This window comes from Streptomyces achromogenes subsp. achromogenes (assembly GCF_000720835.1).
GTDB lineage: Bacteria > Actinomycetota > Actinomycetes > Streptomycetales > Streptomycetaceae > Streptomyces > Streptomyces achromogenes.
Genome location: NZ_JODT01000006.1, coordinates 15,231 through 38,468 on the forward strand (window position 1 = coordinate 15,231; position 23,238 = coordinate 38,468).

Below are 23,238 nucleotides of genomic sequence, written 5' to 3' on the forward strand. Positions count from 1 at the left end.
TGTGCGCCGCGCCCCCGGAGGCGGCCCCGCACACCCGCGCAGGCGGTGTGACCGGCCGTAGTGACACTCACAGAAAGGCCCCTCGGCATGCGGCATGCCACAGAGCACGCGGACCTTCCCACCGCGGAACTGGCCACGGCCCTGCGGGGCGGCCCCTTCCACGTGGCGCTGCGCGCCGCGATCGCCGCACGTGGACTGCCGCTCCAGCGGGTGCAGCACCATCTGTCACGCCACGGGGTCAAGGTGGGCGTCACCAGCCTGAGTTACTGGCAACAGGGCGCGCGCCGACCACAGCGCCCGGAGTCGCTGCGGGCCGTACGGGCGCTGGAGGAGATCCTCCGGCTGCCCGACGAGTCGCTGATCCGGCTGCTCGCCGAATCCGACGGACACGCGCCCGCCGACCACCCGGCGGGCCGCTCCTACCGCTCCCTGGTCGAGGCATCGGACGTCCTCGACCGGCTCACGGCCGGCCTCGGCTGGTCACCGGACGGCGGACTGCGCACCCTGAGCCACCACGAATGCGTCCGGATCGGCGCCCGGCGGGAGCTGGTGAGCCGCGAGGCCCACCACATCGTGCGCGCCCACCGCGACGACGTCGACCGCTTCGTCGCCGTCCATCACGGCGACCCCGGCTGCGACCCCCGCCGCGTCACCGTGCACGCCCTGGAGAACTGCCGCACCGGCCGCCTGCGCTGGGACCGGGACACCGGCGTCCTGGTGGCCGAGCTGCTCTTCGGCACGCGGCTGCGCTCGGGCGACACCTTTCTCTTCCGGTACGCCGTCGAGGACGGCACGGCCGGGGCGTCCCGTGAGTATCTGCACCGGTGTGGCTTCCCCGGCGGCCAGTACGCGCTCCAGGTGCGCTTCGACCCGGCGGCGCTGCCGGTGCGCTGCCATCGCTTCGCCCAGCACTCGGTCGCGGCCCCGCGCACCGGCCGGCAGGAGCTGTCCGTGACCGGCCCCCACCACAGCGCCCATGTGGTCGAACCGCGGCTCCGGCCGGGCATCCTGGGGATCGCCTGGGACTGGGAGTGACCGGTCCCCCGGCCCCGCGCCGCCCGGCCGAGGGGCGCTCGGCCCGGCCCGGCGGCGCCGCGGTCAGTTCGCGGGACCGGCGACGAACCGGCCGTCGGTGGCCTTCACCGCCAGCTCGGTCAGCGGCTCGGTGGCCGGCGCCGCGACCACCTTGCCGGTGACGGCGTCGAACCGGCTGCCGTGGCAGGGACAGATCAGCGTCGTCCCCTCCAGCTTGTTGATGGGGCAGCCCGCGTGCGTGCAGATCGTGCTGTACGCCTTGAGGCCGCCGTCCTGGTCACGGCTGACCACCACGTTGTGATCCCGGTAGAGCTTCGCCCCGCCCTTCGCGACCTCGCTCTCCTTGCCGAGGTCGACGGCCTCGGTGGCGGCGGACGCGGACGAGCCGTCGTCGTCCGGAGCGGAACACGCCGCCAGGGCGAGCCCGGCGACCGGGGCCGCGGCGGCCCCTCGAAGGACGGTACGACGGCTCGCGGAGGAGCAGGCGGGCATCTGGACTCCACTGGTCAAGGGGTGTGCGGAGCGCACGATACCGGGACAGAGGGGCCGCTTCCCGGGCGGGGGGCGGCGGGCGGGGTCGCTCACGTGAGCGTTTACGCCGAGCCGGGTCATGGGATAGCGTCCCGGCCGGAAGACGACCGAGGGCCGGGTGGTCGGATCGGTGAGGAACGGTGGGCCCGCGCGGTGAAGGTTCGTCCACCGTGTGTCCTGCGACCGCCCCGGTGCCGGGCCGCGCCGAAGCCGCCGGACGCACCGCACCATCCGCGCTGTCCGAGAAGGGAACCGCCTCGTGATCGTCGTCGCCGGTGAGGCACTGATCGACCTGGTACCGCAGGGGCTTGGTGCCCTCGCGGAGCTGAAACCGGCGCTGGGCGGCGGCCCGTACAACACCGCCGTGGCCCTCGGCAGGCTCGGCTCCCCCACCGCCTTCTGCTCGCGGATGTCGACCGATGCCTTCGGTGAGGCCCTGCTGGACGGGCTGCGGCGGGCCGGAGTCGACGTGTCCCACGTGCGACGGGGACCGGAGCCGACGACCCTCGCCGTGGCCACGGTCGACGCCGGCGGCTCGGCCGCCTACTCCTTCTATGTCGAAGGCACCGCCGACCGCCTGTTCACCGCCCCCGCCGCGCTCCCCGCCGGGACGCGCGCGGTCTCCTTCGGTACCTGCTCGCTCGTCCTGGAACCGGGGGCGAGCGCCTACGAGGAACTGCTGCGGACCGCTGCCGGGCAGGGGCTGTTCACCGCGCTCGACCCCAATATCCGGGCGGGACTGATCCCGGACGCGGACGCCTACCGGGAGCGTTTTCAAAGCTGGCTGCCCTCGGTGACGCTGCTGAAGCTGTCCGCGGAGGACGCGGCGTGGCTCGGTGGCACCCCGCGCGCATGGCTGGCCGCGGGTCCGGCGGCGGTGGTGATCACGCGGGGCGGCGATGGTCTGACCGTGTACACCCGGGACGGCGGGGAGCATTCCGTGCCGGGTGAGAAGGTCGATGTCGTGGACACCATCGGGGCCGGCGACACGGTGAACGCGGCTTTGCTGCACGGGCTGGCCGAGCGTGACGCGCTGTCCGCCGAGGCGCTCGCCGCCCTCGGGGCGGAGGGCTGGACGCGGCTGTTGCGCTTCGCGGCGCGGGCGGCGGCGATCACCTGCTCGCGGGCGGGGGCCGAGCCGCCGTACGCGGCGGAACTGGGCGATCCGGACGCGCTGTGAGCGGCTGTTCTTCCCTGTGCTGTTGACAAGGTACGACCGGGACGGTGGTGTGCGGAGGCCTGCCGGGCCGCCGGACCGGGCCTGCCGAGGGTGGAACGAGCGGCGCCCCGCGAGGAGTTCCCGCGGGGCGCCGTTTGCTGACGAGGCGTCGGGCCGACGGCCGGCTGCACCGAGCCGGCCTCGGGGGCCCGTCGGCTCAGGAACTGCGGGACCGCGTGGTCTTCTTCGCGGGCGTCGCCTTCTTGGTGGCCGTGGCGGCCTTCTTGGTCGCGGTGCTGTTGGCCTTGGACGTGGTGGTGCTGTTGGCCTTGGACTTGGTGGCGGTGCTGTTGGCCCTGGCCGTCACCGTCTTCTTGGCCGGTGCCTTGGCCGCGGCCGTCTTCCTCCGGGTCGTGCCGCCGGGCTGTGACTTGACCTGCTGGGCGTCGCTGACGCGGTCGGCGCCGAGGATCTCCCGCAGGAACTTGCCCGTGTGGCTGGCCGGGACGCCGGCGACCTCCTCCGGCGTGCCCTCGGCGACGACCAGGCCGCCTCCGGCGCCGCCCTCGGGGCCCATGTCCACGATCCAGTCGGCGGTCTTGATCACGTCGAGGTTGTGCTCGATGACGATGACCGTGTTGCCCTTGTCGACCAGTCCGCCGAGGACCGTGAGCAGCTTGCTGATGTCCTCGAAGTGCAGACCGGTGGTCGGCTCGTCCAGGACGTAGACCGTGCGCCCGGTGGACCGCTTCTGCAGTTCGCTGGCGAGCTTGACGCGCTGCGCCTCACCACCGGAGAGGGTGGTGGCGGACTGGCCGAGGCGGACGTAGCCGAGACCGACGTCGTTCAGCGTCCTCAAGTGCCGGGAGATCGCCGGGACCGCCTCGAAGAAGTGCATGGCCTCCTCGATCGGCATGTTCAGGACCTCGGCGATGGACTTGCCCTTGTAGTGGACCTCCAGGGTCTCCCGGTTGTACCGGGCGCCGTGGCAGACCTCGCACGGGACGTAGACGTCCGGGAGGAAGTTCATCTCGATCTTGATCGTGCCGTCGCCCGAGCAGTTCTCGCAGCGGCCGCCCTTGACGTTGAAGGAGAAGCGGCCGGGCAGGTAGCCCCTGACCTTCGCCTCGGTGGTCTCGGCGAACAGCTTGCGGATGTGGTCGAAGACACCGGTGTAGGTCGCCGGGTTGGACCGCGGGGTCCGGCCGATCGGCGACTGGTCGACGTGCACCACCTTGTCCACCAGGTCGTCGCCGTCGACGCGGGTGTGCCGTCCGGGGACGGTACGGGCGCCGTTCAGCTCGCGGGCCAGGTGGGTGTACAGGATGTCGTTGACCAGGGTGGACTTGCCGGAGCCGGAGACACCGGTGACGGCCGTGAACACGCCCAGCGGGAAGGACACGTCGATGTCCTGGAGGTTGTTCTCGCGGGCGCCGTGCACGGTGAGCTGCCGGGACGGGTCGCGCGGGCGGCGCACGTCCGGGAGCGGGATCGCCTTGCGGCCCGAGAGGTACGCACCGGTCTGCGACTCGGTGTTGGCCAGCAGTTCCTTCACGGAGCCGCTGTGCACCACCTTGCCGCCGTGCTCGCCGGCGCCGGGGCCGATGTCCACGATCCAGTCGGCGACCTTGATCGTGTCCTCGTCGTGCTCCACGACGATGAGCGTGTTGCCCATGTCCCGCAGCCGGACCAGGGTCTCGATCAGCCGGTGGTTGTCCCGCTGGTGCAGACCGATGGACGGCTCGTCCAGGACGTACAGGACGCCGACGAGGCCGGAGCCGATCTGGGTGGCCAGGCGGATGCGCTGGGCCTCGCCGCCGGAGAGGGTGCCGGCCGCGCGGTTGAGCGAGAGGTAGTCCAGGCCGACGTCGACCAGGAAGCGCAGCCGCTCGTTGACCTCCTTCAGGACCCGCTCGGCGATCTTCTTGTCACGGGCGCTCAGCTTCAGCTCGCCCAGGAAGTCCGCGCAGTCGCTGATCGACATCGCGGAGACCTCGGCGATCGACTTCCCCATGATCGTGACCGCGAGGACGATCGGCTTCAGGCGCGTGCCCTCGCAGGAGGGGCAGGGCACCTCGCGCATGTAGCCCTCGAAGCGCTCGCGGCTGGCGTCGCTCTCGGCCTCGCTGTGCCGGCGCTTGACGAAGGGCACCGCTCCCTCGAAGGGGGTGGTGTAGACCCGCTCGCGGCCGTACCGGTTGCGGTAGCGCACCTCGATCTGGGTCTTGTGGCCGTAGAGCAGGGCCTTCTTGGCGCGCTGCGGCAGGCCCGCGAAGGGGATGTCCGTGCGGAAGCCGAGGGCGTCCGCGAGGGCGCCGATCAGACGGCCGAAGTAGTCCTTGGTGTGTCCGTGCGACCAGGGGTGGATGGCGCCCTCGTCCAGGGACTTGTCCTCGTCCGGGACGATCAGCTCCGGGTCGACCTCCATGCGCGTGCCGATGCCGGTGCACTCGGGGCAGGCGCCGAAGGGCGAGTTGAAGGAGAAGGAGCGGGGCTCCAGCTCCTCGAAGGACAGGTCGTCGTACGGGCAGTAGAGGTGCTCCGAGTACATGCGCTCGCGCTCGGGGTCGTCCTCGGGGAGATCCACGAAGTCGAGCACGACCATGCCGCCGGACAGGCCGAGGGCCGTCTCCACGGAGTCGGTCAGGCGCCGCTTGGCGGAGTCCTTCACCGTCAGGCGGTCCACGACCACCTCGATGGTGTGCTTCTCCTGCTTCTTCAGCACCGGCGGGTCGGACAGCTGGACGGTCTGGCCGTCCACGCGCGCGCGGGAGTAGCCCTTGGTCTGGAGGTCGGCGAAGAGGTCGACGAACTCGCCCTTGCGCTCGCGCACCAGCGGGGAGAGCACCTGGAAGCGGCTTCCCTCGGGCAGCTCCAGGACCTTGTCCACGATGGCCTGCGGCGACTGGCGCGAGATGGGGCGGCCGCACTCGGGGCAGTGCGGCTTGCCGATGCGCGCGAAGAGCAGACGCAGGTAGTCGTAGACCTCGGTGATCGTGCCGACCGTCGAGCGGGGGTTGCGGGAGGTCGACTTCTGGTCGATGGAGACCGCGGGGGAAAGACCCTCGATGAAGTCGACGTCGGGCTTGTCCATCTGGCCGAGGAACTGCCGCGCGTACGAGGAGAGCGACTCCACGTAGCGGCGCTGGCCCTCCGCGAAGATCGTGTCGAAGGCCAGGGAGGACTTGCCCGACCCGGACAGGCCCGTGAAGACGATGAGCGAGTCACGAGGCAGGTCGAGCGAGACATTCTTCAGATTGTGCTCGCGCGCGCCACGGACGATGAGACGGTCGGCCACGCCGGTCCGCACCTTTCTTGGGAGAAGTGACAGGGGCGGGGCCCCTGTGCTTCTTCAGACTAGGGGGAGCCACTGACAACGTCGGGCGGATTGCCCGGTTGCATAACAATCCCCGGCCCTCCAGCATGCCCGATGCCGCCACCGACGATATAGCACGTGCATTCGATTTGCGGGCGGGGTTCGTCACCTTCACCCGAAGGAGTGGCCGGGCTAGGGTCGGCGCCATGATGGATCACGCTCATGACCTGGTCTGTGTACGTGAGGCGACCGACCGGCTGCTCACCGCGGTCGCCGCACTGGACGACGCCGCGCTCGCCGGGCCCTCCCGGCTCCCGGGCTGGAGCCGCGGGCACGTCCTCGCCCACCTCGCCCGCAACGCGGACGCTCTCGTGAACGTCCTCCAGGGCCGCCCCATGTACGCGAGCGCCGAGGCGCGGGACGCCGACATCGAGGAGGGCGCGCCGCGTCCTGTGCGGGTCCAGGTGGCCGACGTCAGGGACAGCGCGGGCCGCTTCCAGGCGGCCGGGGACGCGCCCGCGGACTGGTCGCGCACGGTGGAGCTGCGCAACGGGGTCACCGACTCCGCGTCACGGGTCCCGTTCCGCCGGTGGGTGGAGGTGGAGCTGCACCACGTCGACCTCGGGATCGGCTACGAGCTGGAGTATCTGCCGGGCGAGTTCACGGAGCGGGAGACCGGCTTCCTCGCGGAGCGGTTCTCCGGGCATCCCGACGTCCCCGCGATCCGTCTCACGGACGGCACGCGCGCGTGGATCACCGGGCGGGGGGCCGACGCGCCGGGGATCACGGTCACCGGCCGGCCGGCGGACCTGCTGGGCTGGCTCGCCGGACGCCGCGACGGCGCGGCGCTGGAGGTGACCGGCGGGGAGCTGCCGAAGCTGCCCCCGCTCTAGGACGCCGTTCGCGGAGCAGGGCGGTCCACGGGCCCGGCCGAACGGCCGTGCGCCGGGCCGTCCCGCTATAGGCTGCCGACATGACGTACTCCGGAGAGGTCAAGGTCGGCGGACCGGCGGATGTGCACGAGCTGAAAGACCTGATGATCACCAAGATCGCGGTCGGCCCGATGGACAACAACGCCTATCTGCTGCGCTGCCGGGCCACCGACGAGCAGCTCCTGATCGACGCCGCCAACGACGCGCGGACGCTCCTCGGCATGATCGGTGACGACGGCATCGCGTCCGTCGTCACCACGCACCGGCACGGTGATCACTGGCAGGCGCTCGCCGAGGTGGTCGCGGCCACGGGCGCCCGTACGTACGCCGGCCGCGAGGACGCCGCGGGCATCCCCGTGCCCACGGAGGTCCTCGTCGACGACGGCGACGTGATCAGGGTGGGCCGGGTGGAGCTGACCGCACGCCATCTGGTCGGTCACACGCCCGGTTCGATCGCGCTGGTCTACGACGACCCGCACGGCCACCCGCACGTCTTCACCGGCGACTGCCTCTTCCCCGGCGGTGTCGGCAACACGCACAAGGACCCGAAGGCGTTCGCGAGCCTGATCCACGACGTGGAGACGAAGATCTTCGAGGTGCTGCCGGACGAGACCTGGGTCTACCCGGGACACGGCAACGACACGACGCTGGGCGCGGAGCGGCCGCATCTGCCGGAGTGGCACGCGCGCGGGTGGTGAGCGGGGGCCGGGCGCTGCACGAACGCCGCACGGCTCCGTCCGCGCCCCCTGCCGAGCTCCCGGTGCCGAGAACAGCCGCGCTCGGGCGCATTCGGTCGTGCACGGGCCGCGCGGGAACGTCGCACACGCGCCGGGCGCGCTCCGCACACCTCGCATGCTCCGGGCGCACGCCGCCTCGGCACGCGCCCCGTGTGATTCCTTCGCCCGGACGGAGCCCCCGTGCGCACTCGCGGAGAACGGCGCTTGGCAGTCAACTGGTAGCAGCCCGCGCAGGACACCCGTTCCTGAAGCGGTAGGGCCGCCGGTCTCCAACCCACCGCCCTCGGCCGGCGGCCCAGGCATCGTCCGCGCGCGTCAGACACGCGGCCAGGTTCACACAGCCGCAACACCCGTTCCCACTATGCGGACAACTAACGCTGTGACCTGGACAGATGCCGCGTTCGCTGCCACTCTCCCGCCATGCATCCTGCCCCTCGCACCCCGCGCCGCGCGGTCGCCGCCGTCACCGTAGCCCTGCTCGCCACCGCTGTCGGCTGTGCGCCGCAGCCCGAGGAGAAGGCGTCCGCCACCTCGTCCGGGCCGGCCGCGAAGAGCTGCGCCCAGGGCAAGCTCGCCACGAAGACGTCCGGGAAGCTGACGATCGCGACGGACGAACCGGCGTACGAGCCCTGGTTCAAGGACGACAAGCCCGCCAACGGCCAGGGCTTCGAGTCGGCGGTCGCCTATGCCGTGGCGAAGCGGCTCGGCTACGACAAGAGCGCGGTCGTCTGGCAGCGCGTGCCGTTCAACAAGGCGTTCGCGCCGGGTGTGAAGAGCTTCGACTTCGACATCAACCAGGTTTCGATCAGCGACGAGCGCAAAAAGGCCGTCGACTTCTCCTCCGGCTACTACGACGTGCGCCAGGCCGTCATCGCGCTCAAGGGCGGCAAGGCGGCCAAGGCGAGGAGCGTCGCGGACCTGCGCGAGCTCAAACTCGGCGCCCAGGTGGGCACCACGAGCCTCGACTACATCACCGACCTGGTGAAGCCGACCCGGCAGGCGGCCGTCTTCGGCAAGAACGACCAGGCGAAGTCCGCGCTGAAGAACGGTCAGGTCGACGCCGTCGTCACCGATCTGCCCACCGCGTTCTACATCACCGCTGCCGAGGTCACGGACGCTCAGATCGTCGGCCAGTTCGAGAACCAGGGCGGCGCGCCCGAGCAGTTCGGACTCGTGCTGGACAAGGGCAGCGCGCTGACCTCGTGCGTGACCGCCGCCGTCGACGCCCTGCGCGAGGACGGCACGCTGGCCGGCATCGAGAAGCAGTGGCTCTCGGACGCCGTCGACGCCCCGGTGCTCAAGTGACGGTCGTCAAGGGCGAGCCGGCCCCGGAAGGGGCGGACGACACCGGGGAGATGACCCGTGGCGGCCCGGACGGCGACGGCTACGTGCCCTCCGAACGGCGGCTGGCCCGCGAACGCCACCGCCGCGCGCGTGCCCGCCGCGCCACGGCGGTCGCGGCCCTGTCCACCCTCGCCACCGCGGCACTGCTCTACCTGATCGTCGTCAACGCCCCCGGCTGGCCGCGCACGAAGGAGACTTTCTTCAGCGCCCACTACGCGCGCGAGGCGTTCCCGAAGGTCCTCGAAGGGCTGTGGCTGAACCTCCGGCTGCTGCTGGTGTGCGGGGCGGCCGTCCTGGTCCTCGGCATGCTGATCGCGATCGCGCGGACCCTGCGCGGCCCGGTCTTCTTCCCGCTGCGGGTGCTGGCGGCGGCCTACACCGACTTCTTCCGCGGTCTGCCCCTGATCATCAACCTGATGATCGTCGTCCTGGGCGTGCCGGCGCTGCGGCTGCAAGGGGTGACGGTCGATCCGGTGCTGCTCGGCGGCACGGCGCTGACGCTGACCTACTCGGCCTATGTGGCGGAGGTGTTCCGGGCCGGCATCGAGTCCGTCCACCCCTCGCAGCGCGCGGCGGCCCGCTCGCTGGGCCTGACCAGCCGGCAGGCCCTGCGCTACGTCGTGCTGCCGCAGGCGGTGCGCCGTCAGGTGCCGCCGCTGCTCAACGACCTGGTGTCGCTGCAGAAGGACACCGGCCTGGTCTCCATCGGCGGTGCGGTGGACGCCGTACGCGCGGCCGACATCATCGTCGGCCGGAGTCTGAACTACACGCCGTACATCGTCGCGGGGCTGGTCTTCGTGGCGCTGACCATCCCGATGACCCGGTTCACCGACTGGGTGACGGCCCGGATGGACCGGCGGCGGGCGCAGGGAGGGTCCCTGTGACCACCCGGGGAGGATCGCTGTGAGCACGCTGGAGAACGCGCCCGAGGGTCACGGGCCCGTCCTGCGCCTGGAGTCGGTCCGCAAGACCTTCGGCGGCTCGGTCGTCCTGCGCGACGTGTGTCTGGAGGTCGCCCCGCACACGGTGACCGCGCTGATCGGCGCCTCCGGTTCGGGCAAGTCCACGCTGCTGCGCTGCGCCAACCTCCTGGAGGAGATCGACGACGGCGCCATCTGGCTGGACGGCGAGGAGATCACCGACCCGCGGGTGGACCAGGACGCGGTACGGCGCCGGATCGGCGTCGTCTTCCAGGCGTACAACCTGTTTCCGCACATGACGGTGCTCGACAACATCACGCTCGCGCCGCGCCGGGTGCACGGCGTGGCCCGCGCGGAGGCCGAGGAACGGGCCAGGGAGCTGCTGGAGCGGCTCGGCCTGGCCGGGAAGGCGGATGCCTACCCCGACCGGCTCAGCGGCGGCCAGCAGCAGCGTGTGGCGATCGTACGGGCCCTCGCGGTGCGGCCCCGGCTGTTGCTGCTGGACGAGATCACGGCCGCGCTCGACCCGGAACTGGTGGGCGAGGTGCTGGAGGTGGTCCGCGGCCTGAAGGAGGAGGGCATGACCATGGTGCTGGCGACGCACGAGATGGGGTTCGCGCGGGACGTCGCCGACCAGGTGTGCTTCCTGGACGGCGGGGTCGTGCTGGAGCGCGGCAGCGCCGAGCAGGTCTTCGGCGCGCCTCGGCACGAGCGCACCCGGCGCTTCCTGCGCCGGATCGTGGAGGCGGGCCGGCTGTAGTCCCGCGCGCGACGTCACGCGTCCGCCCGCGCCGCCCCGAGCAGCGCCGCGACCCGCTCCACGCCGAACACATAGCCCTGCACCCCGCAGCCGGCGATCACGCCGTCGGCGCGCTGGGAGACGTACGAGTGGTGCCGGAACGGCTCGCGCTGGTGGATGTTGGAGATGTGCACCTCCAGCACGGGCATGCCGTCGCAGGTGTTGAGCGCGTCCAGGATGGCGACCGACGTGTGCGAGTACGCGCCGGGGTTGATGACGATCCCGCAGTGTCCGAGCCGCGCCTCGTGGATCCAGTCGACGAGTTGGCCCTCGTGGTTGGACTGCCGCAGGTCCACCGTGCCGCCGTAGGCGGCCGCCGCCTTGGCGCACAGCGCCTCCACGTCGGCCAGGGTGTCCTTGCCGTAGATCTCGGGCTGGCGCTGGCCGAGCAGGTTCAGGTTGGGCCCGTTGAGGATCATGATCGGGGCGTTGGCCAGGGTGCGGGGCACGGTTCCTCCGGTCCGTCGGTGGGCGGCGCGTCCGCGACCGCCGCTCGTCACGGACCGGTCTATCACGCCGTCCCCGAGCGGGCAGCGGGCCCCGCACGCCGGTCTCCACGGCGCGCACCACCGGTCTCGTGATCACCTCCGCACGCCCCCGTAACTCCTGATCACGGTGGGTAGTTGACCCATCATGCACGATGTACAGGCTGTGAACAGGCCGTCCATGCCGCGGCTCGCCGCCGCCTCGCTCGCCGGGACGGCGATCGAGTTCTACGACTTCTTCGTCTACGGCACCGCGGCGGCCCTGGTGCTCGGACCGCTGTTCTTCCCGACGTTCTCGCCTGTGGCGGGCACGCTGGCGGCGTTCGGGACGTTCGGGGTGGGGTTCATCGCCAGACCGCTGGGCTCGGTGCTGTTCGGGCATCTCGGGGACCGGCGCGGCCGGCGGCCGGTGCTCGTCGCCTCACTGCTGCTCACCGGCGCCGCCACGGTTGCGGTCGGCTGTGTGCCGTCCTATGACTCCATCGGCATCGCCGCGCCCCTGCTGCTGCTCGTCCTGCGCTTCCTCCAGGGGCTGGGGCTCGGCGGCGAGTGGGGCGGGGCGGTACTGCTGACCACCGAGCACGCCCCGGCCGGACGGCGCGCCCTGTGGGCGAGCTTTCCGCAGGTGGGCCCGGCGCTCGGCTTCGGGCTGGCCAACGGGGTGGTGCTCGCGTTGTCGGCGGCGCTGTCCGACGCGGAGTTCGCGCGCTGGGGCTGGCGCGTGCCGTTCTGGGCGGCCGGAGCGCTGGCACTGGCCGGCCTGTGGCTGCGCTCGTCCCTCGCGGAAAGCCCCAGCTTCCTGAAGATCGACGACCACGCGCGCGTGCCGTTCTTCGAGGTCGTACGGCATCACGGGCGGCTGGTGCTGCTGACGGCCGGAGGGCTCGCGGTGGGCTACGCGGTGTTCTACGCGGTGACGACCTGGTCGCTGACGTACGCGACGGAACGGCTCGGCGTGAGCCGCACGGTCATGCTGACGTGTGTCCTGGGCGCGGTGCTCGTGCAGGGGGCACTGGTGCCGCTCGTGGCGCTGTTCGCCGACCGGTTCGGGCGCCGGCCGATGTGTGTGGCGGGGTGCGTGGCGTGCGCCCTGTGGATGCTCCCGATGGTCGCGCTGCTGGCGACCGGGGAGCCGCTGCTGATGTTCCTGGGCATCCTGGGCGCCCTGCTGGCCTTCGTCACCGCGTTCGCGGTGATCGCCGCCTATCTGCCGGAGCTGTACGAGCCGCGGGTGCGCTGCACGGGCGCCGCCGTGGGCTACAACCTGGGCGGGGTCCTCGGCGGCGCCCTCACCCCGATCGTGGCGACGATGCTCGCGGAGCGGGGCGGGCGCGTGCCGTGGGGCGTGGGCGCGTATCTGACGGGGATCGCACTGATCAGCCTGGTGTGCTTCATGCTGCTGCCGGAGACGCGTCCGGTGCCCGTGGCGGCGGTGGAACCGAACCCGGCCACGGGCTGACCGGAGGTGCCGCGCGCGGGCCCTCGGCTAGGGGTTCACCGCCAGTTCCAGGTAGGCGGCGAACAGCACCAGGTGGACGCCGCCCTGGAGCGGGGTGGCCCGGCCGGGCACCACGGTCAGGGAGCTCACCACCACGGTCAGCGCGAGCATCAGCATGTGGGTCGGGCCGAGGCCGAGGACGAGCGGCCCGGACAGCCAGACGGAGGCGAGGGCCACGGCGGGGATGGTCAGGCCGATACTCGCCATCGCGGAGCCGAGCGCGAGGTTGAGGCTGGTCTGCACCCGGTCCCGGCGGGCGGCGCGCAGTGCGGCGATCGTCTCGGGCAGCAGGACGAGCAGGGCGATGATCACACCGACCACCGCGTGCGGCAGTCCGGCCGCGGCCACCCCCGACTCGATCGTGGGCGACACCCCCTTGGCCAGGCCGACGACTCCCACCAGGGCCAGTCCGAGCAGGCCCAGGCTGAGCCAGGCCTCGCGCGCGGACGGAGGCGAGGCGTGGTCCTCGCCGCTGATCACCGTGCCCTGCCGGGTGACGGGCAGGAAGTAGTCACGGTGCCGCACGGTCTGGGTGGTCACGAACAGTCCGTAGAGGATCAGTGAGGACAGCGCGGCGAAGGTCAGCTGGACGGTGGAGAACTCGGGTCCGGGCTTGCTGGTGGTGAAGGTCGGCAGCACCAGGCTGAGCGTGGCCAGCGTCGCCACGGTCGCCAGCGCGGCGCCGGTGCCCTCGGGGTTGAAGAGCGCCGTGCCGTGCCGCAGGGAGGCGACGAGGAGGCTGATCCCGACGATGCCGTTGCAGGTGATCATCACCGCGGCGAAGACGGTGTCCCTGGCCAGCGTGGAACTCTTGTCGCCGCCGTCGGCCATGAGGGTGACGATCAGAGCGACCTCGATGATCGTGACGGCGATGGCGAGCACCAGGGAGCCGAAGGGCTCGCCGACCCGGTGGGCGACCACCTCGGCGTGGTGCACCGCCGCCAGGACGGCACCGGCCAGGACCAGGGTCACCAGGCCGACGAGGACGCCGGGCAGGTGCCGGCCCCAGGTGAGGGCCAGCAGGACGACCGCGAGCACCGGCACGAGCATCGTCCATTGGCGGGTGAGCGACCGGAGCCGAGTGGTCATGCGGCGATGGTCGCAGAGGCGTACAGCATTCGCATTCCGTTCTTTTCGGATACCTCTCATCCTTTCCGTTGCGGGATCCGGTGCCGGTGGGACCACACCCCGTCTCATGGCGAGACCTCGCCCGGGGGGCAGGGCGAGGTCTCGGACGTGCGCGACGGTGCCGGCGGGCGGCGGCGCCGTCACACGTCGACGCTCTCCTTCGGGGCGTCTTCGCCGTCGGCGTGCGCCGCCTGCTTCCTGGTGGCGAGCAGGCTGGTCACCGTGGTGACGGCGAGGACCACGCAGATCACGCCGAGCGAGACGGGGATGCTGATCTCGGGGACGTGGACGCCGGACTCGTGCAGGGCGTGCAGTACGAGCTTGACGCCGATGAAGCCGAGGATGACCGACAGCCCGTACGACAGGTGGACCAGCTTCTTGAGCAGTCCGCCGATGAGGAAGTACAGCTGGCGCAGCCCCATCAGGGCGAAGGCGTTGGCGGTGAAGACGATGTACGGGTCCTGGGTCAGGCCGAAGATCGCGGGTATGGAGTCCAGGGCGAACAGCACGTCGGTGGTGCCGATGGCGAGCATCACGACCAGCATCGGGGTCATGACGCGCTTGCCGTTCTGCTGGATCCACAGCTTGGTGCCGTGGTAGCGGTCGGCCACGCCGAACCTGCGCTCGGCGGCCTTCAGGAGCTTGTTCTCCTCGTACTCGTCGTCCTGCTCGTCCGCGCGGGCCTCCTGGATGAGCTTCCAGGCGGTCCAGATCAGGAAGGCGCCGAAGAGGTAGAACACCCAGGCGAAGCTGGCGAGGATCGCGGCTCCGGCGGCGATGAAGACGGCCCGCAGGACCAGGGCTATGAGGACGCCGACGAGCAGGACCCGCTGCTGGTACTGGGTGGGCACCGCGAACTTCGCCATGATGAGGACGAAGACGAAGAGGTTGTCGACGCTCAGGGACTTCTCGGTGATGAAGCCCGCGAAGAACTCGCCGGCCGGCTGACCGCCGCCGAAGACGAGGAGGCCGAGACCGAAAAGGCCGGCCAGGGTGATCCAGACGACCGTCCAGACACCCGCTTCCTTGATCGATACCTCATGCGGCTTGCGGCCGATGAAGAAGTCGACCGCGATCAGCGCGGCGAGACCCGCGATGGTGAGGACCCACAGGCCCATGGAGACTTCCACTGCACCTCCGGCATTGCGTGACGGCAAACACATCAGCGTTGTCGCTGCCGGAGGTCTCTTCCGCCCTCGATGGGCCGGCGCCCCGGGACCTGAACCGGTCCGTATTGACGGGTGCGCCGCAGTCAGGAGTACTCCCCTCCGTACGGAAGACAGTACCCCAACCACCAAGGAAAGGTAAAGAGCTTAGTAAAGCAAATCCCAAGTCAGCAGGTCAGAGGTGCTTTACCAATGCTTGGCACAGGCTCCCCCGCGCTCGCGGTGCCGAGCCCCGCGGGCGGGCAGCCCTGCTCAGAGGTGCCGGCGGATCGCCGGCATGAGGTCCTGGAAGGTGCGGCCGTCGGCCGGGGCACCGAGGGCGGTCATCGTCCAGCCGGAGCCCGCCCGGTGCACCTTCGCCATGATCTGGGCGGTGTAGTCGCCCCCTCCGGCCAGGGTGTAGCGGGCGAGTTCCTGGCCGTTGGTCTCGTCCACGAGCCGGCAGAACGCGTTCTGCACCTCCTGGAACGTCTGGCCGGTGAAGGAGTTCACCGTGAAGACGATCTGGTCGATGCGGGCCGGGACGCGCTGCAGGTCCACCAGGATCGCCTCGTCGTCGCCGCCCTGGCCGGCACCGCCGACGAGGTTGTCACCGGTGTGGCGCACCGAACCGTCGTCGCTCACCAGGTGGCGGAAGAAGACGACGTCCTGCGGTTCCTGGCCGGCGAAGAGCACCGCCGAGGCGTCCAGATCCACCTCGCGGGTGCGGGAGCCGAACAGGCCGCGCCGCTTGGCCGCCTGCCAGCCGAGCCCCATGCGGACCGCGGTCAGGGTGGCCCCGTCGTTCTTCTCCAGGCTGATGGCCTGACCCTTGGACAAGTTGACGGACACGACTGGATCCCCTCTCGACAGTCCCCTGCTGCCGCGCCGGGCCGATGCACGGCGCGGTTTCCAGAACCCTACGCAGGGCGGCCCGCCGGTACCGACCCCGGCCCGCGCTTTGTGTCGGTGTTGCAACACTTGGCACACAAATGCCGAGGTCGGTGGGGCGAGGGGTCAGGCCAGGCCGGCCTCTCGCATCTGACGCAGCTCCTTCTTCATCTCGGAGACCTCGTCGCGCAGCCGGGCCGCGATCTCGAACTGCAGCTCCGCGGCGGCGGCCCGCATCCGCGCGGTCATCTCCTCGATCTGCTCGGCCAGCTCGGCCGCCGGACGGTCCGTGGGCACCGCCTTGCCCTTGGCTGCCTTGCCGGCCTTCGCGCCCTTGGCCGCCTTGTCCCCGAGCGACGGGACGGGCGCCTTCGCCCCCTTGCCGTCCTTCGTCTTGCGGTAGCCGGAGCCGAGGAGCTGTTCGGTGTCGACCTCCTCGCGGGCGATCTGCGCCACGATGTCGTTGATCTTCTTGCGCAGCGGCTGCGGATCGACGCCGTTGGCCTTGTTGTAGGCGATCTGCTTCTCCCGGCGGCGGTTGGTCTCCTCGATGGCCTTCTCCATCGCCGGGGTGATCTTGTCGGCGTACATATGGACCTCGCCGGAGACGTTGCGCGCCGCGCGGCCGATCGTCTGGATCAGCGAGGTGCCGGAGCGCAGGAAGCCCTCCTTGTCGGCGTCCAGGATCGCCACCAGCGACACCTCGGGCAGGTCGAGGCCCTCACGGAGGAGGTTGATGCCGACCAGGACGTCGTACTCACCGGCGCGCAGCTCGCGCAGCAGCTCGACGCGGCGCAGGGTGTCGACGTCGCTGTGCAGATAGCGCACCTGGATGCCGAGCTCCAGGAAGTAGTCGGTGAGGTCCTCGGCCATCTTCTTGGTCAGCGTGGTGACGAGGATCCGCTCGTCCTTCTCGGTGCGCTTGCGGATCTCGTGCACCAGGTCGTCGATCTGGCCCTCGGTGGGCTTGACGACGACCTGCGGGTCGACCAGGCCGGTCGGGCGGATGATCTGCTCCACGACGCCGTCCGAGCGGGACAGCTCGTAGGCACCCGGGGTGGCCGACAGGTAGACGGTCTGCCCGATGCGCTCCTGGAACTCCTCCCACTTCAGGGGACGGTTGTCCAGGGCGGAGGGCAGGCGGAAGCCGTGGTCGACCAGGGTGCGCTTGCGGGAGGCGTCGCCCTCGTACATCGCGCCGATCTGCGGGACGGTGACGTGCGACTCGTCGATGACGAGGAGGAAGTCGTCCGGGAAGTAGTCCAGCAGGGTGTTGGGCGGGGAGCCGGGGGCACGGCCGTCGAAGTGCATCGAGTAGTTCTCCACGCCGGAGCAGGTGCCGATCTGGCGGAGCATCTCGATGTCGTACGTGGTGCGCATCCGCAGCCGCTGGGCCTCCAGGAGCTTGCCCTGCTTCTCCAGCTCGGCCAGGCGCTCCCCCAGCTCCTTCTCGATGTCGTTGACGGCCCGCTCCATGCGCTCGGGGCCGGCGACGTAGTGGGAGGCGGGGAAGACGTAGAGCTGCTGGTCGTCGCTGATGATCTCGCCGGTGAGCGGATGGAGCGTGGAGAGCGCCTCGATCTCGTCGCCGAACATCTCGATGCGGACGGCCAGCTCCTCGTAGACCGGGAAGATCTCGATGGTGTCGCCGCGGACACGGAAGGTGCCGCGGGTGAACGCCAGGTCGTTGCGCGTGTACTGGATGTCCACGAAGCGGCGCAGCAGTTCGTCCCGGTCGATCTCGTCGCCGACCCTGAGGGGGACCATGCGGTCCACGTACTCCTGCGGCGTACCGAGGCCGTAGATGCAGGACACCGAGGCGACCACCACGACGTCGCGGCGGGTGAGCAGCGAGTTGGTGGCGGAGTGACGCAGCCGCTCGACCTCCTCGTTGATCGAGGAGTCCTTCTCGATGTAGGTGTCCGATTGGGGGACGTACGCCTCGGGCTGGTAGTAGTCGTAGTACGACACGAAGTACTCGACCGCGTTGTTCGGCAGCAGCTCGCGGAACTCGTTGGCCAGCTGGGCGGCCAGTGTCTTGTTCGGCGCCATCACGAGCGTGGGGCGCTGGAGCTTCTCGATCATCCACGCCGTGGTGGCGGACTTGCCGGTGCCGGTCGCGCCCAGGAGGACGACGTCCTTCTCACCGGCCTGGATGCGCCGGGCCAGGTCGATGATGGCCGCCGGCTGGTCGCCGCTGGGCTGGTAGGGACTGACGACCTCGAAGGGCGCCACCGTGCGTTCGATGTGGGAAACGGGCCGCATGTCATCCACCGTACGACCCCGCACTGACAACCGGCTCCGGTCAGCGGTTCTGCGGGGCGCGGGGGCGGTCGTGCCCGGCGCGGCGGACCGGCCCGTGGCCCTGGTGGACGACGGGGTCCTGGACCGTGTGGGAGGCGACGGCGGCGGCCGGGACGCCCGGTTTGTGCTCGACGGGCGTCCAGTCCGGCCCGCCCACGACCATCAGCGGATCGAAGACCACGACGACACCCGCGATGAGCAGGAAGGCGAGCGGGCCGATCAGCATCGGTGCCAGCGAGGACGCCGCGGAGCCGCCCTCGGCGGGGTGGGGGGCGCCGTCGAGATGGACGCCGAGGGCCGCCATCCCGGTGTAGTGCATGCCGCTGACCGCCAGCCCCATGACGAGGCTGGCGCCCACACTCCACGCGAAGCCCCGTACCTGTCCGGCGGCCCACAGGGCGGCGGTGGCGGCCACGACCGCTATGACGACGGAAGCCGCGACGGTGAACGTGTTGTAGGTGAACTGCCCGTGGAAGCGGACGCCCGCCATGCCGAGGTAGTGCATCGAGGCGACGCCGAGGCCGGTGATCGTGCCGCCGGTGAACAGCGGGGTGCCGGTGGCGCCCCGGTAGCCGACGATGAAGATGCCGATGCCGACCATGACGATGGCGAGCCCCAGGCTCGCGTAGGTGAGCGGCTTGTCGTAGTGGATCGGCGTCTCCTTGATGGTGAAGCCCATCATGGCGACGAAGTGCATGGTCCATATGCCGGAGCCGATCGCCGCCGAGCCGAGGGCCAGCCAGGCGGGGCGCCGGGAATGGGTGACCAACAGCGACCGTGTGGTGCAGCGCAGACCGAGCGCGCCACCCAGGCAGGCCATCAGATAGGCCACCAACGGGGTGACGGCCCCGTAGCTGAATCCGTCGACCGTGCCTTGCATCCGCGGCTGCCCTTCCGCCTTCTTGCGTCCCGGAATACCTGAATATGCCCCCGTCCCAGGACGGCGCGGGCGGTCAGGGTTGTCGCAGAGAGTATGACTCCCACCGGAATGGTCGAACGACTTTCCGGCAAAGAAACACGCCCTTGCCGCAGATGTGCGTCACCGGTGAGCGGACTCGGCACACCCCCTTCAGTATGTGGCCATCCTGCGCCGGGTGCCGCTGACGCTTTGCTGTCAGTCTGGTGCTGTCGGTATCCCTCGACGGGAGGAGTACGCATGTACGCGCGCGCAGTCGCCGGGACGGTCGTCGCGGCTCTGGGAGCGGCGGCGGTCCTGCTGAGCACCGGTTCCGGCGCCCGGGCGGGCGACGGGGTGGTGCCCACCGTGATCGCCCACCGGGGTGCCTCCGCCTACGCCCCCGAGAACACCCTGGCCGCCATCGACAAGGCCGCCCGGCTGGGCTTCTCCTGGGTGGAGAACGACGTCCAGCGCACCAAGGACAATCAGCTGGTGGTCCTGCACGACGACACCCTGGCGCGCACCACGGACGTCGAGGAGGTCTTCCCCGGCCGGGCCCCGTGGAAGGTACGGGACTTCACCGCCGCGGAGATCGCCCGGCTGGACGCGGGCAGCTGGTTCTCGCCCACGTACGCGGGCGCGCGCGTGCCGACGCTGAAGCAGTACATGCGCCGGGTCGAACGCAACCACGAGAAACTGGTTCTGGAGATCAAGAACCCGGAGCTGTACCCGGGCATCGAAAAGCAGACACTCAAGCTCCTCCGCAACGAGGGCTGGCTGGACCGCCGGCACCGCAGCAGGCTGGTCGTCCAGAGCTTCAGCGCCGACAGCGTACGGACGGTGCACAAGCTGAGGCCCGCGGTCACCACCGCGTACCTGGGTTCGCCCGCCGTGACGGAGCTGAAGAACTTCGCGCGCTTCACGGATGCGATCAACCCCCCGAACGGGTCGCTCACCAAGGAGTACGTCTCGGCGGTGCACGGCCTGCGCGGGCCGCACGGCCGGCCGCTCAAAGTGTTCACCTGGACGGTGGACTCCGCGGCCGGCGCCCGCCGGGTCGCCGGCTACGGAGTCGACGGGATCATCACCAACAAGCCGGACGTGGTGCGGGACGCCCTGAATTCGCAGTGACCGGGCGAGCATTGTCAGTGCCGGGCCGTACCGTGGGCGCATGGACAGCCTCGGGCAGGATGAGCAGCGGGTCGTATGGGCCGTGGTCGGCACGGACATCGGCCCGCTGATGCTGGCGGCGACTCGGAGCGGCCTGGTCAACGTGGTTTTCCACGCCTCGGACGCGGTGCGCGACCGGGCACTGGAGCGGCTGGGCGGCCGGCTCGTGGAGGATCCGGGCTCCCCGCTGCTGGCGGAGGCGATACGCCAGCTGCGGGCGTACTTCGCGGGCGAGCGGCACGGCTTCGACCTGCCGCTGGACTGGTCGCTGAGCTCCGGGTTCAACCGGCAGGTGCTGCGCGAGCTGGCGTCCGGTGTGCCGTACGGCAGCGTGGTCGGGTACGGCGATCTGGCGGGGCGGGTCGGGCAGCCCGGCGGGGCGCAGGCGGTGGGTGTGGCGATGGGTTCCAATCCGCTGCCGGTGGTGGTGCCCTGTCACCGGGTGGTGGAGAGCGACGGCGGCATCGGCGGTTTCGGGGGCGGGCTCGAGACCAAGCGGAAGCTGCTCGCCCTGGAGGGTGTGCTGCCCGAGCCCCTGTTCTGACCGGCTCCGGGTACGGCTAGTCGTAGTGCCGTGCCTCGAAGACGTTGCCGTCGGGGTCGCGGAAGTAGAAGCTGCGCGTCGCATGGCCGCGGGCGCCCGACAGGCCGGGGTCGATGCCGGACACCGGGACGCCGTGCTCCTCCAGGCGGGCGCGCAGGGTGTCGAAGGCGTCGGCCGGCAGGGCCAGGCAGACGTGGTTGACCGGGTGGCCCGCGCTGTCGGCCGAGCCGGGCAGCATCCTCATCCGTGCGGCCAGACTGTGCGGGGCGAGGTCGAGGATGGTCTCCTCGTTGACACGTACGGACGGGAAGGACACCTTGCCTTCCGCGTACTCGGCGAGCCCGATCGGTTCCAGGCCGACGGCCGTTTCGTAGAAGGCGGCCGCGGCGACCGGGTCGGCCACCCACAGGACGACGTGGTCGAGACGCGTGCTGTTCTTCGTCATACGCCCCAGGCTGGTGGCCTCCCGGGCGGCCCACAAGCGTTTAGCCGGGGCCGGGGCCCGCCAGAGATGAGAGAGACCGACGGACAGGAGGCGGGCACATGGTGCTGGTGGTGTCGGAAGAAGTCCGGGAGGCGATCGGCGCGCGGCGGCCGGTGGTGGCCCTGGAGTCCACGATCATCGCGCACGGCCTGCCCCGCCCGCGCAACCTGGAGGTGGCACTCGAACTGGAGGAAGCGGTACGGCGGGAGGGTGCCGTGCCGGCGACCGTCGCCGTGCTCGACGGGCGGCCCCGGGTCGGTCTGGACAAGGAAGAGCTGAAACGGGTCGCGAACGAGGACATACGCAAGCTGGGCCACCGCGATCTGCCGCTCGCCATGGCGGCGGGGGTGAGCGGGGCGACCACCGTCTCGGCGACGGCGCAGCTGGCCGCGCTGGCGGGCATCCGGGTGTTCGCCACCGGCGGGCTGGGCGGTGTGCACCGGGAGTGGACGGTCACCCAGGACGAGTCGGCGGACCTGGGGCTGCTGGCGCGGACCCGGATCACGGTGGTGTGCGCGGGCGTGAAATCGATCCTGGACGTGCCGGCGACCCTGCAACGCCTGGAGACGCTGGGCGTGGCCGTCGCCGGGTACGGCACGCACCGCTTCCCGGGCTTCTATCTGGCGGACTCGGGGCATCCGGTCGACTGGACGCTGGACACTCCGGCGCAGGTCGCCGCCGTCATGCGCGCCCAGGACGCGCTGGACGCGCCGGAGTCCGCGCTGATCGTCGCCAACCCGGTCTCCGAGGCGGAGCAGCTCGATCCCGCTCTGCACGGACGCGTGCTCGCCGACGCGCTGCGCGCCTGCGCGGAGCGGGGCGTCACCGGGCAGGCGGTGACGCCGTTCCTGCTCGACTACCTGGTACGGCACACCGATGGAGCCTCACTGCACGCCAACCTGGCCGCGGTGCGCGGCAACGTACGGCTGGCGGCGCGTATCGCCACGGCGTGGGCCAGGGGGTGAGCGCGGACCGGAACGGAAGCCTGCTGGTCGTCGGGGACGTGGTCACCGACGTGGTGGCCCGGCACCGGGGGCCGCTCGCGGCCGGCACCGACACGGCCGCCGCGATCCGGACGCTGCCGGGCGGCGCGGGCGCCAACGTGGCCTGCTGGGCGGCGTACGCGGGCGCGGCGGACGTACGGCTGCTGGGGCGGGTGGGTGCGGACTCCGGGGCCTGGCACGAGCGGGAGCTGGTCGCGGCCGGGGTGCGGCCCCGGCTGGTGGTGGATCCGCACGCGGCGACCGGGACGGTGATCTGCCTCGTCGACACGGGTGCGGCGGCCGAGCGGACGTTCCTGACGGACAGCGGGGCGTCGTTGCGGCTGGGCCCCGAGGACTGGTCGGACACGCTGCTCGACGGGGTCGGCCGGCTGCATGTGTCGGGCTATCTGCTGTTCACGGAGCCGAGCCGGGCGCTCGCCGGGACGGCGCTGGCGGCGGCACGCGCGCGGGGCGTGCCGGTCAGTCTCGATCCGGCGTCGGCCGGTTTCCTGGTGGGGCTGGGGGTGGACCGTTTTCTGGCGTTCGCACAGGGACTGGACGTGCTGTTGCCCAGCCGGGACGAGGCGTGCCTGCTGACCGGGCTGCCGGATCCGGCGGACGCGGCGGCCAAGTTGGGCCGTCTGGTGCCGTTGGTGGTGGTCAAGGCGGGGGCGGACGGGGCATGGGTGGCCCGGCGTGGTGCCGTACCGGTCCGGGTCCCGGCCCTGCCGGTGGCGCCCCGTGACACCACGGGCGCGGGTGACGCTTTCACCGGCGCGTTCCTCGCCGCCCTGCTGGCGGGCGCGGACCCGGACGAGGCGGCGGCGCGGGGCTGCCGGGCGGGTGCGGAGGCGGTCCGCCGGGTCGGCGGCAGACCACCGCATCGGGGCGGCGGGAGCTGAGCCCTGTCGTGGGCCGCGCTGGTCGCCCCGATC

The 23,238-nt window shown here is 71.2% G+C and carries 21 protein-coding genes; 12 read left to right on the plus strand and 9 right to left on the minus strand.

Annotation, left to right across the window (positions count from 1 at the left end; translation table 11 throughout):
* The first annotated feature begins 87 nt into the window (after positions 1 to 87).
* Positions 88 to 1,035, plus strand: a complete 948-nt coding sequence (locus IH25_RS0107650) for a hypothetical protein (protein ID WP_030605124.1) — start codon at positions 88 to 90, stop codon at positions 1,033 to 1,035.
* 63 nt (positions 1,036 to 1,098) lie between these two features.
* Here IH25_RS0107650 and IH25_RS0107655 read toward each other — a convergent pair whose 3' ends face one another.
* Positions 1,099 to 1,527 (minus strand): Rieske (2Fe-2S) protein, encoded by a 429-nt coding sequence (locus tag IH25_RS0107655; protein WP_030605127.1) that lies wholly within the window; start codon positions 1,525 to 1,527, stop codon positions 1,099 to 1,101.
* Positions 1,528 to 1,825: 298 nt separating this feature from the next.
* Between IH25_RS0107655 and IH25_RS0107660 the strand changes: the two genes are divergently transcribed.
* Positions 1,826 to 2,746 (plus strand): carbohydrate kinase family protein, encoded by a 921-nt coding sequence (locus tag IH25_RS0107660; RefSeq protein ID WP_030605130.1) that lies wholly within the window; start codon positions 1,826 to 1,828, stop codon positions 2,744 to 2,746.
* A 196-nt stretch (positions 2,747 to 2,942) separates the two neighbouring features.
* Here the strand turns inward: IH25_RS0107660 and uvrA are convergent, their stop codons facing one another.
* Positions 2,943 to 6,023, minus strand: coding sequence for an excinuclease ABC subunit UvrA (gene uvrA, locus IH25_RS0107665; protein WP_030605133.1), 3,081 nt, complete (start codon positions 6,021 to 6,023; stop codon positions 2,943 to 2,945).
* Positions 6,024 to 6,247: 224 nt separating this feature from the next.
* Between uvrA and IH25_RS0107670 the strand changes: the two genes are divergently transcribed.
* From IH25_RS0107670 to IH25_RS0107690, 5 genes are all read left to right on the plus strand, one after another.
* Positions 6,248 to 6,934 (plus strand): maleylpyruvate isomerase family mycothiol-dependent enzyme, encoded by a 687-nt coding sequence (locus IH25_RS0107670; RefSeq protein WP_030605135.1) that lies wholly within the window; start codon positions 6,248 to 6,250, stop codon positions 6,932 to 6,934.
* A gap of 80 nt (positions 6,935 to 7,014) precedes the next feature.
* Entirely contained in the window at positions 7,015 to 7,671 is a 657-nt protein-coding gene (locus IH25_RS0107675) for an MBL fold metallo-hydrolase (RefSeq protein WP_030605137.1), read from the plus strand.
* Between the two features lie 459 nt (positions 7,672 to 8,130).
* A complete protein-coding gene (locus IH25_RS0107680; protein ID WP_030605141.1) occupies positions 8,131 to 9,015 on the plus strand; it encodes an ABC transporter substrate-binding protein in 885 nt (294 codons plus the stop codon).
* Positions 9,012 to 9,938, plus strand: coding sequence for an amino acid ABC transporter permease (locus tag IH25_RS0107685; protein ID WP_030605144.1), 927 nt, complete (start codon positions 9,012 to 9,014; stop codon positions 9,936 to 9,938). Before IH25_RS0107680 ends, IH25_RS0107685 begins: the two co-directional genes overlap by 4 nt.
* A gap of 19 nt (positions 9,939 to 9,957) precedes the next feature.
* A complete protein-coding gene (locus tag IH25_RS0107690) occupies positions 9,958 to 10,734 on the plus strand; it encodes an amino acid ABC transporter ATP-binding protein (RefSeq protein ID WP_037654547.1) in 777 nt (258 codons plus the stop codon).
* Positions 10,735 to 10,748: 14 nt separating this feature from the next.
* Here the strand turns inward: IH25_RS0107690 and aroQ are convergent, their stop codons facing one another.
* The gene (aroQ, locus tag IH25_RS0107695; RefSeq protein ID WP_030605150.1) at positions 10,749 to 11,222 is read right to left on the minus strand and encodes a type II 3-dehydroquinate dehydratase; all 474 of its coding nucleotides are present in this window, start codon (positions 11,220 to 11,222) and stop codon (positions 10,749 to 10,751) included.
* A 184-nt stretch (positions 11,223 to 11,406) separates the two neighbouring features.
* Here aroQ and IH25_RS0107700 point away from each other — a divergent pair, with 184 nt between their 5' ends.
* Positions 11,407 to 12,717, plus strand: coding sequence for an MFS transporter (locus IH25_RS0107700; protein WP_245172726.1), 1,311 nt, complete (start codon positions 11,407 to 11,409; stop codon positions 12,715 to 12,717).
* A 27-nt stretch (positions 12,718 to 12,744) separates the two neighbouring features.
* Here IH25_RS0107700 and IH25_RS0107705 read toward each other — a convergent pair whose 3' ends face one another.
* From IH25_RS0107705 to IH25_RS0107725, 5 genes are all read right to left on the minus strand, one after another.
* Positions 12,745 to 13,845, minus strand: coding sequence for a calcium:cation antiporter (locus IH25_RS0107705; protein WP_030605155.1), 1,101 nt, complete (start codon positions 13,843 to 13,845; stop codon positions 12,745 to 12,747).
* Between the two features lie 179 nt (positions 13,846 to 14,024).
* Entirely contained in the window at positions 14,025 to 15,014 is a 990-nt protein-coding gene (locus tag IH25_RS0107710) for a TerC family protein (protein WP_030605158.1), read from the minus strand.
* Positions 15,015 to 15,302: 288 nt separating this feature from the next.
* Positions 15,303 to 15,881: a TerD family protein gene (locus IH25_RS0107715; RefSeq protein WP_030605161.1), complete on the minus strand. Its 579-nt coding sequence runs from the start codon at positions 15,879 to 15,881 to the stop codon at positions 15,303 to 15,305.
* Between the two features lie 165 nt (positions 15,882 to 16,046).
* Entirely contained in the window at positions 16,047 to 18,185 is a 2,139-nt protein-coding gene (gene uvrB, locus IH25_RS0107720) for an excinuclease ABC subunit UvrB (RefSeq protein ID WP_030605164.1), read from the minus strand.
* A gap of 40 nt (positions 18,186 to 18,225) precedes the next feature.
* Positions 18,226 to 19,104, minus strand: a complete 879-nt coding sequence (locus IH25_RS0107725) for an MHYT domain-containing protein (RefSeq protein ID WP_030605167.1) — start codon at positions 19,102 to 19,104, stop codon at positions 18,226 to 18,228.
* 276 nt (positions 19,105 to 19,380) lie between these two features.
* Between IH25_RS0107725 and IH25_RS0107730 the strand changes: the two genes are divergently transcribed.
* Together IH25_RS0107730 and IH25_RS0107735 are read left to right on the plus strand one after the other, a co-directional pair.
* Positions 19,381 to 20,253: a glycerophosphodiester phosphodiesterase gene (locus IH25_RS0107730; protein WP_030605170.1), complete on the plus strand. Its 873-nt coding sequence runs from the start codon at positions 19,381 to 19,383 to the stop codon at positions 20,251 to 20,253.
* A 40-nt stretch (positions 20,254 to 20,293) separates the two neighbouring features.
* Positions 20,294 to 20,836 carry a methylated-DNA--[protein]-cysteine S-methyltransferase gene (locus IH25_RS0107735; RefSeq protein ID WP_030605172.1) on the plus strand — a complete coding sequence of 181 codons (543 nt, stop codon included), beginning with the start codon at positions 20,294 to 20,296 and terminating at the stop codon, positions 20,834 to 20,836.
* 16 nt (positions 20,837 to 20,852) lie between these two features.
* Here the strand turns inward: IH25_RS0107735 and IH25_RS0107740 are convergent, their stop codons facing one another.
* Positions 20,853 to 21,281 (minus strand): VOC family protein, encoded by a 429-nt coding sequence (locus tag IH25_RS0107740; protein ID WP_030605175.1) that lies wholly within the window; start codon positions 21,279 to 21,281, stop codon positions 20,853 to 20,855.
* 98 nt (positions 21,282 to 21,379) lie between these two features.
* Between IH25_RS0107740 and IH25_RS0107745 the strand changes: the two genes are divergently transcribed.
* Positions 21,380 to 22,285: a pseudouridine-5'-phosphate glycosidase gene (locus IH25_RS0107745; protein WP_030605177.1), complete on the plus strand. Its 906-nt coding sequence runs from the start codon at positions 21,380 to 21,382 to the stop codon at positions 22,283 to 22,285.
* Positions 22,270 to 23,205 (plus strand): carbohydrate kinase family protein, encoded by a 936-nt coding sequence (locus tag IH25_RS0107750; RefSeq protein ID WP_030605179.1) that lies wholly within the window; start codon positions 22,270 to 22,272, stop codon positions 23,203 to 23,205. The genes IH25_RS0107745 and IH25_RS0107750 overlap by 16 nt, the downstream gene beginning before the upstream one ends.
* Positions 23,206 to 23,238: the final 33 nt, after the last annotated feature.

Coding starts and splice junctions, on each gene's coding strand:
- IH25_RS0107735 (WP_030605172.1), top strand. CDS start 20,294: ATGGACAGCCTCGGGCAGGATGAGCAGCGGGTCGTATGGGCCGTGGTC.
- IH25_RS0107730 (WP_030605170.1), top strand. CDS start 19,381: ATGTACGCGCGCGCAGTCGCCGGGACGGTCGTCGCGGCTCTGGGAGCG.
- IH25_RS0107655 (WP_030605127.1), bottom strand. CDS start 1,527: ATGCCCGCCTGCTCCTCCGCGAGCCGTCGTACCGTCCTTCGAGGGGCC.
- IH25_RS0107725 (WP_030605167.1), bottom strand. CDS start 19,104: ATGCAAGGCACGGTCGACGGATTCAGCTACGGGGCCGTCACCCCGTTG.
- IH25_RS0107745 (WP_030605177.1), top strand. CDS start 21,380: ATGGTGCTGGTGGTGTCGGAAGAAGTCCGGGAGGCGATCGGCGCGCGG.
- IH25_RS0107705 (WP_030605155.1), bottom strand. CDS start 13,845: ATGACCACTCGGCTCCGGTCGCTCACCCGCCAATGGACGATGCTCGTG.
- IH25_RS0107680 (WP_030605141.1), top strand. CDS start 8,131: ATGCATCCTGCCCCTCGCACCCCGCGCCGCGCGGTCGCCGCCGTCACC.
- IH25_RS0107740 (WP_030605175.1), bottom strand. CDS start 21,281: ATGACGAAGAACAGCACGCGTCTCGACCACGTCGTCCTGTGGGTGGCC.
- uvrB (WP_030605164.1), bottom strand. CDS start 18,185: ATGCGGCCCGTTTCCCACATCGAACGCACGGTGGCGCCCTTCGAGGTC.
- IH25_RS0107700 (WP_245172726.1), top strand. CDS start 11,407: ATGCACGATGTACAGGCTGTGAACAGGCCGTCCATGCCGCGGCTCGCC.
- IH25_RS0107675 (WP_030605137.1), top strand. CDS start 7,015: ATGACGTACTCCGGAGAGGTCAAGGTCGGCGGACCGGCGGATGTGCAC.
- IH25_RS0107650 (WP_030605124.1), top strand. CDS start 88: ATGCGGCATGCCACAGAGCACGCGGACCTTCCCACCGCGGAACTGGCC.
- IH25_RS0107670 (WP_030605135.1), top strand. CDS start 6,248: ATGATGGATCACGCTCATGACCTGGTCTGTGTACGTGAGGCGACCGAC.